Below are 16,348 nucleotides of genomic sequence, written 5' to 3'. Positions count from 1 at the left end.
GCAACATTTTCCGGTGCGCGGCGTTTGCGCCATGCTAGTCTGGTGCAAAAGGGGAATGCCATGATCGCGGGAACACATGCCGTCTTGTGGGTGAAACAGGATGGGCAGGGCAACGATGCCTGCCGCTTTGCCGATGCCGAGGGCGGCTATCTGATCGACGGGTCCTCGACCGATGCTGGCTGGGATGTCCTGCGCTACCGCTTGCGCGCGCGCGGCGACGGCACCACGCGGCGCGTCCGCATCGGCGCACGCTCGCGCCTGTTCGTGCGGCGCGCGCCCGATGACAGCTGGACCCTGAACGGAACCGCAATGCCCGAGGTGACCGGGGCGCATGACATCGACCTCGGCTTCACGCCCGCGTGGTTTACCTTGCCGATCCGCCGCCTTGGGCTGGCGGTCGGTCAGGACGCCGAGTTGACGGTGGCACGGCTGGATGTTGCGAACCAGCGGCTCGTCCCGCGGTACGTCACCTTTCGGCACACCGCGCCCGATGCCTATGACTGTATCGATACCAAGGCCGGACACACCGCGCAGTTGCAGGTGGACCGGCATGGCATCGTGCGCGCGGAACGGGGCCGCTGGCAGGCGCAGGCCTGAGGGCACACGGCGCGATCACCGGCCTGTCGGGCCGGAACGGCTGCGTATCACTCCTGTCCATGGTTTCAGCCGGGCCAGTACCCAGACCAGCGCGGCGACGACCGCAACACACAGGGCCGCCTTGGACAGGGTGCCCATCGTGCCCTCGATCAAGAGGGCATGCGGCACGCTTGCAGCCACCGCCACTGCCACGGCAGCGCCATGCGCCAGCCGCCAGACCTGCGGGCGCAGGCCCGGCGACCTGCGCGCCACGGCGAGCAGGGCCGCCATCACCAGCGCCCACATCGCCACGACGCCAAAGGCCGAAAAGGCCGTCGGCGCGCCGAAGGTCAGGGCGTCGATCATGTCCGGCGGACTTGTGATCCACAGACCGCCCACATGCACCGCAACGGCCGCCATCAACAGCGCGCCGCTCCAGCGGTGCCAGCGCCGCCCGATGCGCCTTGGCACGCCCGGCATGACCCCCGCCACGAGCAGGGGCTGCACCAGCAGACAAGCCAGCGCCAAGATCCCGGCAAAGCCTGCGACGATGTAGACGGGGCCGCGATAGGCGAGGTAGTCGCTGCCTGCGGCGACGCCCAGCGGCACGGCAATCGTCGCCACCAGCGCCAGCCACGCAAGGGGCGCGCGCAGACGGCCCAAGGTCAGGCGGGTTCCAGCACGAAATGCGCCTGCAGGCTGGTGTCGCGGGCGCTTGGCATGACGGGGCGCAGGAACACCGTCTTGAACGCGCCGCTGTCATAGGCGAGGTGGCCGTGCGGCTGGCCGAAGGCCGGTACGATCTGCGGCATCTCCAGCTGGAACACGCCATCGGCATTGGTCAGCGTCGCACCATGGCTGTGCGGGTCGCGTTCGCGACCTTCGGTAGTGTGCGCCCAGATCTGGATGCGGATCCCTTCGAGCGGCGCGCCATCGCCCGCGCGGCGCACGGTGCCCGACATCACAAAGCCGCCGCCGCCGATCCGCTCGACGACAGGCGCGCCGGGGCGATAGTTGTTCGCGCCGCCGCGCATCGATCGGGTCGGGGCAACGCCCTGCGCGTGCAGCGGCGAGACGAGGCCGGTCGCGCAGGTCAGCAGGGACGCGGCCCCGGTTGCGACAAAGGTCCGGCGGTCGATCCGGGATTGGGTCATGTGGCTGTCTCCCTTGGTCGAAGGTGTCCTTTGCCGGAACCCTAGCGCAAAACTGCGCCGCGAAAGCACCTCGGGACAGGGCCGCACGCGGAAGTGATCGTTTTGTCAGCCCGAGGTGGCGTTGTACGCCTTCAGCCGATCCAACACGGCTTCGGCAACCGGCAGCTTGACCGGACCAAAGCCGCGCACCTCCATCACCGAGGTCAGAAGGCCCAGCGCCGCGTCCCGGTCCGACAGGTCGTTGCACATTCTGTCCAGCGCCTTGCGGTATTCGGCGATCAGGGCGCGTTCGACCCGGCGTTCATGGCTGTGGCCGAACGGATCGAACCAGCCGCCGCGCAACCGCTTGGCGCGCGCAAGGACAGACATCGCGGGCCTGATCCACGGGCCAAAGCTGCGCTTGACCGGGCGACCGCGCGCGTCCCGACCGGGCAGCATCGGCGGAGCGAGGTGGTGGCGGAGTGTGAAATCCCCGTCAAAGCGGTCCTTCAGCCCGTCGACGAAGCCGGTTTGCGTGTGCAGCCGGGCGACCTCGTATTCGTCCTTGTAGGACATCAGCTTGAACAGCCCCTTCATCGCCGCCTCGGTCAGCGGCCCGGCGCTGCCATGGGTGCGCGTCTCGGCCTCGCGCAGCCGGGCAATGGCGCCGCGATAGGCATCGGCCCAAGCCTTGTCCTGATAATCGGTCAGGAAGGCCGCGCGCCGCGCGATCTGCTCGTCCAGCGTCTGGAGAGGCGGGGTGCTCAGCCCGGCGGCGCTCTCGACGCCTGCGGGGTCTGCCACCACCAGCCGCCCCCAATCGAAGGCGCGCCTGTTCAGGTCGGGCTTGACGCCGTTCAACTCGATGGCGCGCATCAGCGCCTCGTAGGACAGGGGCACCAGTCCCGCCTGCCATGCCGCGCCCAGCAACAGCACATTGGCAAAGACGGTATCGCCCAAGAGCGCCTCGGACAGGGCATTGGCATCGAGCGCGCGCAGATCGCCCGTGGCCTCGGCGATGGCCTGCAAACGGGTTCCCGCCTTCAGGTCGGCATCGCGGTTCTGCACCAGATCACCGGTGGGCATGACGGAGGTGTTCACCACGCCGCGCGTGCCTGCGTGGTAGGTCTGCGACGCCTTGGGCGAGGAGGAGACCACAATATCGCAGCCGATCAGCGCATCGGCGCTGGCGGGCTCCACCCGCACCTGATTGACCTGCGCGCCGTCGCGGGCCAAGCGGATATAGCTGATGACGGGGCCGAATTTCTGGGCAAAGCCCATGAAATCCAGCACGCTCGCGCCCTTGTTTTCCAGGTTGGCGGCCATGGCGATCAACTGGCCGACCGTCACCACGCCCGTACCGCCGACGCCCGTCACGACGATATCCCAAGGTGTATCGAGCGATGGCAGATCGGGCGGGGTCAGCCCCTTCGATAGCCGTCGGAAAGCCGCATCGCCGGTGGCGGCGGCCTTTTTCAGGGTCGCGCCCTCGACGGTGACAAAGCTGGGGCAGAAGCCGTTCAGGCAGGTGAAATCCTTGTTGCAGGTGTTGAGGTTGATGCGGCGCTTTCGGCCAAATTCCGTCTCCAGCGGCTCGACGCTGAGGCAGTTGCTTTCCACGGAGCAATCGCCGCAGCCCTCGCAGACAAGCGGGTTGATCACGGCAAAGCGTTTGGGGTCGTCCATCTTGCCGCGCTTGCGCAAGCGGCGTTTTTCCGTGGCACAGGTTTGTTGATAGATCAGCACCGTGGTGCCGGGGATCTCGCGCAAGTCGCGCTGCACGCGGTCCATCTGGCTGCGGTCATAGACCTGCACGCCGGGCACGCGGGGCAGGGCGTCCGGCTGGTCGGAGACCATGACCACGCGCTTGGCCCCCTCGGCCAGCACCGAGCGGGCGATCGCCTCGACGCTGATCGGCCCGTCCACATCCTGCCCGCCGGTCATGGCGACGGCGTCGTTGAACAGGATCTTGAAGGTGATGTTGGTGCCTGCGGCAATCGCCTGACGAATGGCCAGCGACCCGGAATGGTAATACGTTCCCTCGCCAAGGTTCTGGAACACATGCCGGTTGCCGTTGAAGCGCGAGCGCGCCACCCAGTTCACGCCTTCGCCGCCCATCTGGATCAGCGAGGTCGTGTTGCGGTTCATCCACGACGCCATGAAATGACAGCCGATCCCGGCAAAGGCCTGAGAGCCCTCGGGCACCTTGGTCGAGCTGTTATGCGGGCAGCCCGAGCAGAAATAGGGCGTGCGGGTGGCGCCCGGCACGGTGATCGGCTGGGGCGTGTCCACCACATGCGCGGCGCGATCGGTCAGATCGACGATCCCGTTGCGCGCCAGCCGGTCGGCGATGTGCCGGGCCAGCATCACCGGGCCAAGCTCTGCCGTCCACGGGATCAGCCGCGCGCCGGTCTCGTCCCGCTTGCCGACCATGCGGCGCGGTTTGCGGCCCGGAAAGTCGTAGAAATATTCCTTGAGCTGGCTTTCGATGATACCGCGCTTTTCCTCGACGATCAGCAATTCGTCCTTTTCATGGGCGAAATCCAGTGCGCCCTCATGTTCCAGCGGCCAGACCATGCCGACCTTATAGAGGTCGATCCCCAGATCGGCGGCGCGCGCCTGATCGATGCCCAAAAGGCGCAGCGCCTCCAGCACGTCGAGATGCGATTTGCCCGTGGTGACGATGCCGAAGCGCGCGACATGCCCCCATTCCGCCCGGTCGATCGGGTTGGCACGGGCAAAGGCCATGACGGCGTTCTTCTTGAATTCCAGCCGCGCCTCGATCTGGGGGCCGGGCAGGTCGGGCCAGCGATAGTGCAACCCGTCCTCGGGCGGGGTGAAGTCCGGCGTCACGAAATCCCGGTCCGGCGGCAGGTCAAAGGCCATGCCGGATTCCACCGTCTCTGAAATCGCCTTGAACCCCACCCACATGCCGGAGAACCGCGACAGCGCGTAGCCCCATTCGGCAAAGGGCAGGAACTCGGCCACGTTGGCGGGGTTCAGCACCGGCATGAAAAAGTTCATGAAGGCCACGTCGGACTGGTGCGACATGGATGAGGACACGCAACCGTGGTCATCCCCGGCCACCACGAGCACGCCACCCTGCGGGGAGGCGCCATAGGCGTTGCCATGTTTCAGCGCGTCGCCCGCGCGGTCCACGCCCGGCCCCTTGCCATACCACAGGCCAAAGACCGCCTCGCAAGTCTTGTGCGGATCGGTCTCGACCTGTTGGGTGCCGATCATCTGCGTCGCGCCGAACTCCTCGTTGATCGCGGGCAGGAAGGTGACACCGGCCTCCTCGACCAGCTTGGCATTCTGGCCGATCTCCAGATCGATCCCGCCCACGGGCGAGCCGCGATAGCCCGAAACGAAACCGCGCGTATCCAGCCCCCGTGCCCGGTCGCGCCGCGCCTGATCCAAAGCGATGCGCACGATGGCCTGTGTGCCGGTCATGAATACACGGCCAGAGGTCTTGGTGTAACGGTCTTCGAGTGCGTAATCGCGCAGGATCGGGGTCTGATCGGTCACGGGGCGGCTCCTTTCGGGAACATGTCCTTTGGATGCATCTTGCCAGAAACCGGCTGAAAAGGGCTTTCAACCTTGGCGGATTTATCCCATGATTTGATCGACTTCATTCACGGATTGGGAAATGCCGAAAGAAAGTGATCATCTCGACGCGGCAGAGGCCAAGCTTCTTTCGATCCTGCAACGCGACGCCTCTGCCAGCACCGCCGATCTGGCTGAGGCGACGCACACCTCGCCAGCCACCGTCTGGCGGCGCATCCGCGCGCTCGAAGAGCGCGGCGTGATCGGACCGCCGGTACGATTGGTCGACCCGGCCAAGGTCGGGCGCGGCATGGATGTCTATTGCCAGGTGCGGATGAAATCGCAGGATGCCGAGGCGCGCGCGGCGTTTCAGCGTGCGGTCGACGACGAACCCGCGATCATGGAGGTCTATTCCGTCACCGGCGACTGGGACTACATGTTGCATATGGTCGTGCGCGACATCGCCGATTTCGAGGCGATCCTGATGCGCCGCCTGCTGGAACTCGACTGCGTGGCAGGCACCTCGACGATCTTCGCGCTGCGCCGGATCAAGCACACGCGCGAGGTGCCGATCTAGGCGCCAACCACCAGATATGGGGTTTGCACAGCCGTTCAGCACAGCGGAATGGGTCTTGGTGATTCTGCGTTTGCGGCTTGAGCGTGCCCTATCGGCCACAATATCTGGGGGTGCGTCAGAATGCGCGCCCACATGTGGGAAATGCCCGGTTTTTGTCCCCAGATGTGGATAACCACCCGAGGTTTCTAGGAAAACAAGGCGGTAGCCGAGTTAACGTATCATTAACCTTCTGTGGGTGAATCGAGAACAAATACAGACACTTGTGGGTCGCACCGGGGTCAACACCAGATTTATGGTTACCAGTCTAAAAAACCCGTTGACGAGGCCGGCCATTTTTAGCCAATTTGTGCAGGCCAACCGGGATCGCCACTATATGTAGTGGGCAGACCGAGCGGGAACAGACAAGCAGAGCAACGGAACCGGGCAGAAACCGCCCACCTGCGCGCCACTCGCGCAGCCTCTCTTCTTTGTCTTGCCGCATGGCGCACAGGTTTGGGACACGCTGAAAAAAACGGGGCAGCAGGATGAAGATCGAGAGACATTTCACCAAGGCAGGTCAAGATGCCTATGCAGGCATCGAATTCGTCACCACCAGTTCGGAAATCCGCAATCCGGATGGCACGGTCGTCTTCTGCCTCGAAGAGATGGACGTGCCCGCCAAGTGGAGCCAGGTGGCGTCCGACGTGCTGGCCCAGAAATACTTCCGCAAGGCTGGCGTGCCGGTCGAACTGGTGAAGGTCCCCGAAGAGGACGTGCCGGAATTCCTGTGGCGTTCGGAACCCGCGCGCAAGGGCGTGGCCACCACCTCGGAAACCTCGGCCAAGCAGGTCTTTGACCGTCTGGCAGGCGCTTGGGCTTATTGGGGCTGGAAGGGCGGCTATTTCTCGGACGAAGAAGACGCCCGCGCCTATTACGACGAGATGCGCTATACGCTGGCCATGCAGATGGGCGCGCCGAACAGCCCGCAGTGGTTCAACACCGGCCTGCATTGGGCCTATGGCATCGACGGCCCCGGTCAGGGTCACTTCTACGTCGATTACAAGACCGGCAAGCTGGTCAAATCGAAATCCTCCTACGAGCATCCCCAGCCGCATGCTTGCTTCATCCAGTCGGTCAGCGACGATCTGGTGAATGCGGGCGGGATCATGGACCTTTGGGTGCGCGAGGCGCGCCTGTTCAAATACGGCTCTGGCACCGGCACCAACTTCTCGTCGCTGCGCGCCGAGGGCGAATCCCTGTCGGGCGGCGGTCGGTCCTCGGGTCTGATGGGCTTCCTCAAGATAGGCGACCGCGCTGCCGGTGCGATCAAGTCGGGCGGCACCACGCGCCGCGCCGCCAAGATGGTGATCTGCGATGTCGACCACCCCGATATCGAGGAATTCGTCAACTGGAAGGTGATCGAAGAGCAAAAGGTGGCGTCGATCGTCGCCGGATCGAAGATGCATGAAAAGATGCTCAACGGCATCTTTGACGCGATCAAGGCTTGGGACGGGGCTGAAGAAGCCGCCTATGACCCGTCGGTCAACACCGCGCTGAAATCCGCCGTGCGCGCCGCGAAATCGGTGATGATCCCGGAAACCTATATCAAACGCGTGCTGGATTACGCCAAGCAGGGCTATGCCAGCATCGAATTCCCGACCTATGACACCGACTGGGACAGCGAAGCCTATGCGTCGGTCTCCGGCCAGAACTCCAACAACTCGATCCGCGTCACCGATGCCTTCCTCAAGGCGGTCAAGGACGATGCGGACTGGGCGCTGATCAACCGCACCGATGGCAAGACCGCCAAGACCATCAAGGCGCGCGACCTGTGGCAGGATGTTGGCCATGCCGCATGGGCCTGCGCCGATCCGGGCATCCAGTTCCACGACACCGTGAACGCGTGGCACACCAGCCCCGAACATGGCGAAATCCGTGGCTCGAACCCCTGCTCGGAATACATGTATCTCGACGATACCGCCTGCAACCTTGCCTCGATGAACCTGCTGACCTTCCTCAAGGAGGGCAAGTTCGACGCCGAGGCCTTCATGCACGCCACCCGCATCTGGTCGGTGACGCTGGAAATCTCGGTGATGATGGCGCAGTTTCCGTCGGCCGAGATCGCCCAGCGCAGCTATGACAGCCGCACGCTTGGCCTTGGCTATGCCAATGTCGGCGGCTTGCTGATGAACATGGGCTACGGCTATGACAGCGCCGAGGGCCGCGCGCTGTGCGGTGCGATCACCGCGATCATGGCGGGCACTGCCTACACCACCTCTGCCGAGATGGCCGCCGAACAAGGTGCCTTCAACTACTATGCCGCCAACCGCGAGCACATGCTGCGGGTCATGCGCAACCACCGCAACGCGGCGCATGGCAATACCACCGGCTACGAGGGGCTGAACGTCAACCCGCTGCCGCTGGACCACGCCAACTGCCCCGACCCGATGCTGGTCGAGCTGGCCATGGCCACATGGGACGAGGCGGTGCGCCTTGGCGAGATGCACGGCTATCGCAACGCCCAGACCACCGTCATCGCGCCCACCGGCACGATCGGTCTGGTCATGGATTGCGACACCACGGGGATCGAGCCGGACTTTGCGCTGGTGAAGTTCAAGAAGCTCGCCGGGGGCGGCTACTTCAAGATCATCAACCGCTCGGTGCCCGCCGCGCTGGCGAAACTGGGCTACGGCTCCGCCCAGATCGAGGAGATCATCGGTTACGCCGTCGGCCACCAGACCCTTGGCAACGCGCCCGGCATCAACCACACCTCGCTGATCGGCCATGGTTTCGGCCCGGCGCAGATCGAAAAGGTCGAGGCCGCGCTGGCCACCGCCTTCGACATCCGCTTCGTCTTCAACCAGTGGACGCTGGGCGAGGAATTCTGCCGCGAGGTGCTGGGCATCCCGCAAGCCAAGCTCAACGACCCGACCTTCGACCTGCTGCGCCATCTGGGCTACACCAAGTCCGAAATCGACGCCGCCAATGACCATGTCTGCGGGACCATGACGCTGGAGGGTGCGCCGCATCTGAAGGAAGAGCATCTCAAGGTCTTCGACTGCGCCAATCCCTGCGGCAAGAAGGGCAAGCGCTTCCTGTCGGTCGATGCGCATATCTACATGATGGCCGCCGCGCAGCCCTTCCTGTCGGGGGCGATTTCCAAGACCATCAACATGTCGAACGCCGCCACGATCGAGGATTGCCTTGCCGCCTATGAGCTGTCCCATTCGCTGGGGCTGAAGGCGAACGCGATCTACCGCGACGGCTCCAAGCTGTCCCAGCCGCTGGCCTCTGCGCTGGTCGAGGATGACGAGGACGCCGCCGAGGTGTTGGAAAGCGGCTCGATGCCGGAAAAGGCCGCCGTTCTGGCCGAGAAGATCGTCGAGAAGGTGGTCATCAAGGAGATCGTGAAATCGCAACGCTCGAAGATGCCGGAACGCCGCAAGGGCTATACCCAAAAGGCCATCGTCGGCGGGCACAAGGTCTATCTGCGCACCGGCGAATACAGCGACGGCAGCCTTGGCGAGATCTTCATCGACATGCACAAGGAAGGCGCTGGCTTCCGCGCGATGATGAACAACTTTGCGATCGCCGTGTCCGTGGGCCTGCAATACGGTGTCCCGCTGGAGGAATTCGTCGACGCCTTCACCTTCACCAAGTTCGAGCCCGCGGGCATGGTGCAGGGCAATGACTCGATCAAGAACGCGACCTCGATCCTCGACTACATCTTCCGCGAACTGGCCGTGTCCTATCTGGACCGCACCGATCTGGCCCATGTCAAACCCGAAGGCGCATCCTTCGACGATCTGGGTCGCGGCGAGGAAGAGGGCGTGAGCAACGTCAAGGAACTGTCGGAAACCGCCGCATCGCGGTCGCTGGAAGTGCTCAAGCAGATCAGCTCCACCGGCTACCTGCGCAAGCGTCTGCCGCAGGAACTGATGGTGCTTCAGGGCGGTGTGATGACCGGCACCGATCCAGTGTCTTCGGGCACGGTGACCCAGATGTCGACCTCCTCCGTGGCGGTGTCGTCGGGTGTCATGACGATGGACGAACGCACCAAGGCCAAGATGCAGGGCTACGAGGGCGAAGCCTGTGGCGAATGCGGCAACTACACGCTGGTGCGCAACGGCACCTGCATGAAGTGCAACACCTGCGGCGGAACCTCGGGTTGTAGTTGAGCCCCTGGGGGGGTGATCGGTCCCCGTGCTTTGCCCGATCGGGGCAGGGGGATCGAACGGTTGGGTGGGGATCTTGGACCCCATCCCTTCTGGGGCCGGTGCGCTGGCCCTGAGCGTGGACAAGGCCGCAGGCAAAAATCTCGGGCGGTGAAAACAGTGAGCCTTGTCGACGAAACTCAGGTCCCCCTCGCGGGGGCCTTTTTTCGTTCTCCGGCCCGTCTTTTCTGACGCGTGACGCGCCCAAGGGCGCGAACGATCCAGCCGCCGATTGGTTGCGTCATCACGCGAAAGTTTTTGCCATTATTTTTCTGGTAAGTCGATGAAACCAAACCCTTTCGCGGTTGTTGGAAAGGCATGAAGCGAGCAACGCTCGTCAACTACAGGAGATTGAAATATGACCAAGTTTATCGCCACCGCCATCGCCGCTGCAGGTTTTGCCCTTCCCGTCGTCGCACAGGACGTCGTGATCATGGACACCGATGGTGACGGCATGATTTCGCGCGACGAAGCAACCGCATATTACAGCACCTTCGTCGAGAACAACTTCGACAACATCGACACCAGCAACGACGGCGTGCTGCAGTCGAGCGAGATCGCGGCAGCAGAAGCCAATGCATGGTTCCCGCTGTCCGACGGCAACGACTAATAGGTCGCCTCGCAATTGCGGAAAGGGCCCCCGGTTTCGGGGGCCTTTTTTCATGCGCTCCCGACAGGGCGGGCGGCCGGGCCGCGCGACCCTGCGCGGCGCTGGCAAGAAAGGTGTCATCGCCGTCGGTCTCTGAACCATCTACGGGCACAGCATGACCGCCCCGCGCTTCGCTTTGAGAAGGCGTTAGCGCTGTCCTTCAATAGTCGGCAACCGTTGCGCCTTACTCCTCTGAAATTGCGCCATATTCTGGGCTGTGCTATCTTGGGCACTGGCGATAATGCGCGCGCTCACCCGTCGTGGTGAACAATGTTCTCGTGAAATCGGGGCACCCCCTTGCCAAGGGAAAAGCCGACCGGTGATAGTCGGCTGGAAAAGGGGGGCGTGATGTCGATCTGTGCGCTGACAATGGTTTACCGCGACCACTGGGCCCTGTCGCGCTGGTATGCACATCATGCCCGACAGCTTGGCGCCGCGAACCTTTACATCGTTGCCCATGGCGCTGATCCCGACATCGCGCGCCTGTGTCCTGGGGCCTCGATCATCACCGTGCCGCGTGGCGATCTGTCGGGCTTCGACCGGGCGCGGGCCGAGATGCTGGACGGGTTCCACATCGCGCTGGCCAAGGTGCATGATTGGGTGATCCGCACCGACGCAGATGAGCTGATCTGTTTCGATCCGGACCTCTACGGCTCCCTGTCCGAGGCCATCGAGGCGCAAGAGGCGCCGGTTCTGACCGCGCTCGGCTTCGACGTGGTCGGGCAGGCGGTGCCCGGCTCCGGGCCGGTGCTGGGGCAGGTGCGTGACATCGCCTTTTCCGGCCATTATTCCAAGGCCATCGCCGCACGGCGCGCAATCCCGTTCCGCCTGCACGGCGTCATGGTGGCGCCCAAGCGGCTGGAGACATTTCCGTTTCACATGCCGCGCGGGCTGTACCTCGCGCATCTGAAATTCGCCAATCCAGAGGCCCTGACCGACGCCAACGCGGTGCGCGAAACGGTCGCGCGCGGCGCGGGCAAAGGGCTGCCCGGTGGTGGCTGGCGCGAGGCCAGCGAGGACACGCGCCAGTTCCTTGCCACGTTCGCGGCCAAGACGCCCGTGCCTTGGACAGAGTCAGAGGCACATGCCTACGAGACCGTGTCGGTCAAACCCGCGCGGCTGGACCGGCACAACGTCGTCAAGGCCCGCGCGTTGAAACTGCGTCACCGCACGGTCCTGCCCGACAGGTTCGCGCAGCAGGGTTAGCCCGCCAGCGCCTTGTTCAGGTTCTCGTCGATCTTTTCGAGGAACCCCATCGTCGTCAGCCAGCTTTGATCCGGACCGACCAGCAGCGCGAGGTCCTTGGTCATGTGCCCGGCCTCGACGGTCTCGACGATCACCCGCTCCAGCGTTTCCGCAAAGGCACGCAGCGCCACGTTTTCATCCAGCTTGGCGCGATGCTTCAGCCCGCCAGTCCACGCATAGATCGAGGCAATCGAGTTAGTCGAGGTCGCTTCGCCCTTTTGATGTTGGCGATAGTGGCGGGTGACGGTGCCATGCGCGGCCTCCGCCTCGACGATCTTGCCATCGGGGGTCATCAACTGGCTGGCCATCATCCCGAGCGAGCCAAAGCCCTGCGCCACGGTGTCGGACTGCACGTCGCCATCGTAGTTCTTGCACGCCCAGACAAAACCGCCATTCCATTTCAGCGCGCAGGCGACCATGTCATCGATCAGGCGATGCTCGTACCAGATGCCCTTTTCCTTGTAGGCTTCGGCGAATTCGGCCTCGAACACCTCCTCGAAGATGTCCTTGAACCGGCCATCATAGGCCTTGAGGATGGTGTTCTTGGTCGACAGGTAGACCGGCCAACCAAGGTTCAGCCCGTAGTTCAACGAGGCCCGCGCGAAGTCCCGGATCGAGTCGTCGAGGTTGTACATGCCCATATAGACCCCGGCCGAGGGCGCGTCGTACACGACCTTCTCGATCTCGGTCCCGTCCTCGCCCACGAACTTCATCGTCAGCTGCCCCTTGCCGGGGAAGTGAAAATCCGTCGCCTTGTATTGATCACCAAAGGCATGGCGCCCGACGACGATCGGTTTCGTCCAGCCCGGCACAAGGCGTGGCACGTTGCGGCAGATGATCGGCTGGCGAAAGACAACACCGCCAAGGATGTTGCGGATCGTGCCGTTGGGGCTTTTCCACATCTTCTTCAGGCTGAATTCCTCGACCCGGGCCTCGTCGGGCGTGATCGTGGCGCATTTCACCGCAACGCCGATTTCCTTCGTCTTTTCAGCGGCATCGATGGTGATCTGATCCTCGGTCCGGTCGCGCTCTTCGATGCCCAGATCGTAATAGAGCAGGTCGATATCGAGATAGGGCAGGATCAGCTTCTGCTTGATGAAATCCCACATGATGCGGGTCATCTCGTCGCCGTCCATCTCGACGATGGGGTTGTCGACCTTGATTTTCGTCATGTCTGAGCCTTTCGCATGCCTCGGCCCGCGCAGATGTGGCACGGGAGGATGAAGATTTGGTTTAGCATACCATTGTATACCAAGTCTGCCAAGCCGGGGAAGCCTTTCTAAAGCAATACATTTCGACCGCGGCCATTAACGGCCTGCCAACGAAACAAAGGGTATCCCGATGCCATGGAAGTCAAGAAACATGACGTGTTCGCGTTCGCCCTGTTGGGGCTGTCGGTGCTGCTTGGGCTGGGCGGTGGCCTTGTCCTGCCGGTCATCGCGGCCCCGGCCCCGACATCCGACCTTGCCTTGGTCATCGTGCCGCCTTGGGTCGATGCTGGCCGGATGACGGAACGGGCAGGCGGGCGTGCTGTCGGTCCGGTGCAGGCGCCCTTTGCGGTCCTGACCCGGTTCGAGGGGGTCGTGCCGGTGGACGATTTGAAACGGGCCGGGGCTTGGTCGGTGGTGGACGGGACGCGTTTGGCCCTTCTGTGTGGAGTGTACGGGAATGACGATCCAAGATAAGACGCGCAACCCGATCAGCGGCATGCACCTGATGCGCATGGTCAGCGTGCTGCTGACCCCGGTGGCACCGGTTGCGGCCTATCTGATCGGGGCAGAGGTGCCGACGGTTCTGGCCGTCAGCCTCGTCTTGTCCGGGCTCGGGGTGCTGGCGGCGCGGATCGACTCCGTCCTGGCAGAGTTCGCCGTGGCCACGACCGTTCTGGCGCAAGCCATGGTTCTGACGGCGGTTTTTGCGGGCCATCCGTGGCAGATGGACACGCATATGCTGTTCTTTGCCCTGCTGGCCATCGTCTCGACCGGCGGGCGCATTTCGGTGCTGGTCTGGGGCTGTGCCATCACCGCGGTGCATCACCTTGGCCTGACCGTGCTGATGCCGCGGCTGGTCTATCCCGGCGGCGACCTGCTGGTGAACATCGAGCGCACGGCGCTGCACGGTGCGCTGGTCGTCCTCGAAGGGGTGGTTCTGGCGATCGCGATGCAGCAACGCAATCACGCCCGCGCCGAGATGGAAAAGGCCGGTCGCCGACTGGAACTGGAAAGCCAGATGTCCGCCGATGCCCGCGCCGAGTTCGAATCCGCGAAAGAAAGCGCCACCGTGGTCATCGGTCGCCTGCGCGAGGTGCTGACCCGCCTTGCCGGGCGCGACCTGAATTGCGAGTTGCATGAGCCGTTTCCACCGCAATACGACTCGGTCCGCGAGGACTTCAACCTGATGATCGTCACCCTGCGGGAGGCATTTCGGGAGGCGAATTCCGTGTCCAATGCCTTCTCTGTCGAGACGCAAGATCTTGCCGCCGACATGCAGGCCCTGAGCCAGGCGACACAATCCCGTGCGAAATCGCTGAACGAGATTTCAGGCACGCTGGCCTCGCTGATGGGGACGGTGGGCAGCACCGTCAAACAGGTCAAGGAGGCGGCGCGTGCGGCTGGCGACGCCCGGGAAAGTGCGAACCTTGGCGGCGCGACGACCGCTCAGGCGATCGAGGCCATGCAAGGCATCGAGGCAAGCTCGGCCGAGATTTCCAAGATCATCGACCTGATTGATGACGTGTCCTTCCAGACCAACCTGCTGGCGCTGAATGCCGGGGTCGAGGCCGCGCGCGCCGGCGAGGCGGGCAAGGGCTTTGCCGTGGTCGCAGCCGAGGTGCGGCAACTTGCGCAAAGCACCTCCGAGGCGGCGAACGGCATCAAGCAGCTGATCTCCGACAGTACCCGGCAGGTGCAGGCGGGCGCGGAACTGGTCAATACGGTGGGCGAACAGTTACAGGCCATCACCGCGCAGATCGATCTTGCCACACGTCTCACGCAGGCGATTGCAGAGCACAATGACGACCACGCCGGGGTGTTGACCGGCATCGACGAGAAACTGCAACGCACCGATGAGGATATGCAACTTTCCGCGCAGAACAGCGACAGGATGGCCTCGCGGGCCCGAAAGCTGACGGTCGCGTCGAAAAAGCTGTCCTGCGACATGGCCGCCTTCACCGTCTACGACGACGAGGCGCAGCGCGCCGCCTCCTGAGGCCGGTCAGGTTGCCTGTTGCGCCTCCACCCGTGTCATCCGGCGCATCAGGCCAAGCGCCGCAAGGCACAACACCAGCACCCCGACGGCGAGCGGCACCGGCGTCCCGTCGAAGGCGAGCCCGATCGGTGCCGCCAGAAGCACCGAAACGACCGTCGATATCGCCCCGGTTATCGACGCCGCCAGCCCCGCGATATGCCCCATCGGCTCCATCGCGATGGCGTTGAGATTGCCCAGGGTCATCCCGGCCTGAAAGAACAGGCCAAGTTGCCAAACGAGGAACAGCGGGAACAGCGCGTCGCCGCGCAGCCCGCCCAGCAGGACTGCCAGCAAGATCGCCGTGGCGACGCATTGAAAGCTCAGCATCAGCGTGACCAGCCGCCGCATGCCCACCTGCATCACCAGCCGCGCGTTCAGATAGCTTGACGACATGGCCAGCAATGCAACCAGCGCAAACCACAGCGGAAAGCTGTCGGCCTTGTCAAAGGTCACCTCGTAGATCGGCTGGATCGAGGAAATCACCGCGAAGAGCGCCCCGAAGCTCAGCCCCTGAACCGCGATCGACAGGCGCACGACCGGATGGGTGACCACTTCGACCATGGCGCTGCGCAGGGCGCGGGCGCGAAAGGGGCGGCGGGCTTCCGGCGCCAGCGTTTCCGGCAGGCGGACCCAAAGCCAAGTCGTCGCCACGGTGCAAAACGTGATGAAGGCATAGAACACCGCCTGCCAACCCGACCACGCGATGAACGCGGCCCCGACCGAGGGCGCCAGCGCGGGCACCACGGTAAAGACCATCATCACGAAGGACATGATCCGCGCCATGCCTCGCCCTGCATAAAGGTCGCGCACGATGGCCAGCGCCACCACGCGCGGCGCGGCCGCTGCGATCCCCTGAACGAAGCGCGCGCCCAACAGCGTTTCCAGATCTGGCGCAAAGCTCGCCACCGCGGCCGATGCGATATACAGCACCGCTCCCCACAGGATCACGGGCTTGCGACCGAACGTGTCGGATAGCGGGCCGGTGAACAAGGTCCCGAGCCCCATGCCCATGACGAAACTCGTCACCACCAACTGCGCGCGGTTCGGCGCATCGGGAGAGAATTCCTCGGCCAGACGCGGCAGTGCGGGCAGCATCGCATCGATGGAAAAGGCGATGGTGGCGAACAACATCGCGATCATCGCGATGAATTCGACGCGGGAAGGGGCGTTTTTCATGGGACCG

The 16,348-nt window shown here is 63.9% G+C and carries 12 protein-coding genes; 7 read left to right on the top strand and 5 right to left on the bottom strand.

Annotation, left to right across the window (positions count from 1 at the left end):
• Positions 1-60 precede the first annotated feature (60 nt).
• Positions 61-597, top strand: coding sequence for a putative glycolipid-binding domain-containing protein (locus D8Z78_RS00295; protein ID WP_164932849.1), 537 nt, complete (start codon positions 61-63; stop codon positions 595-597).
• A 15-nt stretch (positions 598-612) separates the two neighbouring features.
• On the opposite strand, the gene D8Z78_RS00290 is transcribed toward D8Z78_RS00295, so the two are convergent.
• From D8Z78_RS00290 to D8Z78_RS00280, 3 genes are all read right to left on the bottom strand, one after another.
• A complete protein-coding gene (locus D8Z78_RS00290; protein ID WP_206169611.1) occupies positions 613-1,239 on the bottom strand; it encodes a ferric reductase-like transmembrane domain-containing protein in 627 nt (208 codons plus the stop codon).
• 2 nt (positions 1,240-1,241) lie between these two features.
• Positions 1,242-1,730 carry a peptidase associated/transthyretin-like domain-containing protein gene (locus tag D8Z78_RS00285; protein WP_121630050.1) on the bottom strand — a complete coding sequence of 163 codons (489 nt, stop codon included), beginning with the start codon at positions 1,728-1,730 and terminating at the stop codon, positions 1,242-1,244.
• Between the two features lie 105 nt (positions 1,731-1,835).
• Positions 1,836-5,237: an indolepyruvate ferredoxin oxidoreductase family protein gene (locus tag D8Z78_RS00280; RefSeq protein WP_121630051.1), complete on the bottom strand. Its 3,402-nt coding sequence runs from the start codon at positions 5,235-5,237 to the stop codon at positions 1,836-1,838.
• Positions 5,238-5,358: 121 nt separating this feature from the next.
• On the opposite strand from D8Z78_RS00280, the gene D8Z78_RS00275 reads away from it, so the two are divergent.
• The 4 genes from D8Z78_RS00275 (at position 5,359) to D8Z78_RS00260 (ending at position 11,880) form a co-directional block, all read left to right on the top strand.
• Positions 5,359-5,832, top strand: coding sequence for an Lrp/AsnC family transcriptional regulator (locus D8Z78_RS00275; RefSeq protein WP_121630052.1), 474 nt, complete (start codon positions 5,359-5,361; stop codon positions 5,830-5,832).
• Between the two features lie 524 nt (positions 5,833-6,356).
• The gene (locus D8Z78_RS00270; protein ID WP_121630053.1) at positions 6,357-9,989 is read left to right on the top strand and encodes a vitamin B12-dependent ribonucleotide reductase; all 3,633 of its coding nucleotides are present in this window, start codon (positions 6,357-6,359) and stop codon (positions 9,987-9,989) included.
• Between the two features lie 394 nt (positions 9,990-10,383).
• The gene (locus tag D8Z78_RS00265; protein WP_121630054.1) at positions 10,384-10,635 is read left to right on the top strand and encodes an EF-hand domain-containing protein; all 252 of its coding nucleotides are present in this window, start codon (positions 10,384-10,386) and stop codon (positions 10,633-10,635) included.
• Positions 10,636-11,022: 387 nt separating this feature from the next.
• Positions 11,023-11,880, top strand: a complete 858-nt coding sequence (locus D8Z78_RS00260; RefSeq protein ID WP_121630055.1) for a glycosyltransferase family 2 protein — start codon at positions 11,023-11,025, stop codon at positions 11,878-11,880.
• Here the strand turns inward: D8Z78_RS00260 and D8Z78_RS00255 are convergent.
• Complete coding sequence (locus D8Z78_RS00255) at positions 11,877-13,091, bottom strand: NADP-dependent isocitrate dehydrogenase (protein WP_121630056.1); 1,215 nt, start codon at positions 13,089-13,091, stop codon at positions 11,877-11,879. The two genes, D8Z78_RS00260 and D8Z78_RS00255, sit on opposite strands and share 4 nt — an antisense overlap.
• 174 nt (positions 13,092-13,265) lie before the next feature.
• On the opposite strand from D8Z78_RS00255, the gene D8Z78_RS00250 reads away from it, so the two are divergent.
• Together D8Z78_RS00250 and D8Z78_RS00245 are read left to right on the top strand one after the other, a co-directional pair.
• Complete coding sequence (locus D8Z78_RS00250; RefSeq protein WP_121630057.1) at positions 13,266-13,604, top strand: hypothetical protein; 339 nt, start codon at positions 13,266-13,268, stop codon at positions 13,602-13,604.
• On the top strand, positions 13,588-15,126 hold the full coding sequence (locus D8Z78_RS00245) for a methyl-accepting chemotaxis protein (protein WP_121630058.1): 1,539 nt from the start codon (positions 13,588-13,590) through the stop codon (positions 15,124-15,126). Before D8Z78_RS00250 ends, D8Z78_RS00245 begins: the two co-directional genes overlap by 17 nt.
• Before the next feature lie 6 nt (positions 15,127-15,132).
• On the opposite strand, the gene D8Z78_RS00240 is transcribed toward D8Z78_RS00245, so the two are convergent.
• Positions 15,133-16,341, bottom strand: coding sequence for a multidrug effflux MFS transporter (locus D8Z78_RS00240; RefSeq protein WP_121630059.1), 1,209 nt, complete (start codon positions 16,339-16,341; stop codon positions 15,133-15,135).
• Positions 16,342-16,348 lie beyond the last annotated feature (7 nt).

Origin of the sequence: Tropicibacter alexandrii (genome assembly GCF_003667315.2) — a bacterium.
Classification (GTDB): Bacteria; Pseudomonadota; Alphaproteobacteria; order Rhodobacterales; family Rhodobacteraceae; genus Tropicibacter; species Tropicibacter alexandrii.
The sequence above is the reverse complement of the archived record's forward strand: the minus strand, read 5'-3'. Positions and strand labels throughout refer to the sequence as shown.

Coding starts and splice junctions, on each gene's coding strand:
- D8Z78_RS00295 (WP_164932849.1), top strand. CDS start 61: ATGATCGCGGGAACACATGCCGTCTTGTGGGTGAAACAGGATGGGCAG.
- D8Z78_RS00285 (WP_121630050.1), bottom strand. CDS start 1,730: ATGACCCAATCCCGGATCGACCGCCGGACCTTTGTCGCAACCGGGGCC.
- D8Z78_RS00275 (WP_121630052.1), top strand. CDS start 5,359: ATGCCGAAAGAAAGTGATCATCTCGACGCGGCAGAGGCCAAGCTTCTT.
- D8Z78_RS00270 (WP_121630053.1), top strand. CDS start 6,357: ATGAAGATCGAGAGACATTTCACCAAGGCAGGTCAAGATGCCTATGCA.
- D8Z78_RS00265 (WP_121630054.1), top strand. CDS start 10,384: ATGACCAAGTTTATCGCCACCGCCATCGCCGCTGCAGGTTTTGCCCTT.
- D8Z78_RS00260 (WP_121630055.1), top strand. CDS start 11,023: ATGTCGATCTGTGCGCTGACAATGGTTTACCGCGACCACTGGGCCCTG.
- D8Z78_RS00255 (WP_121630056.1), bottom strand. CDS start 13,091: ATGACGAAAATCAAGGTCGACAACCCCATCGTCGAGATGGACGGCGAC.
- D8Z78_RS00250 (WP_121630057.1), top strand. CDS start 13,266: ATGGAAGTCAAGAAACATGACGTGTTCGCGTTCGCCCTGTTGGGGCTG.
- D8Z78_RS00245 (WP_121630058.1), top strand. CDS start 13,588: ATGACGATCCAAGATAAGACGCGCAACCCGATCAGCGGCATGCACCTG.
- D8Z78_RS00240 (WP_121630059.1), bottom strand. CDS start 16,341: ATGAAAAACGCCCCTTCCCGCGTCGAATTCATCGCGATGATCGCGATG.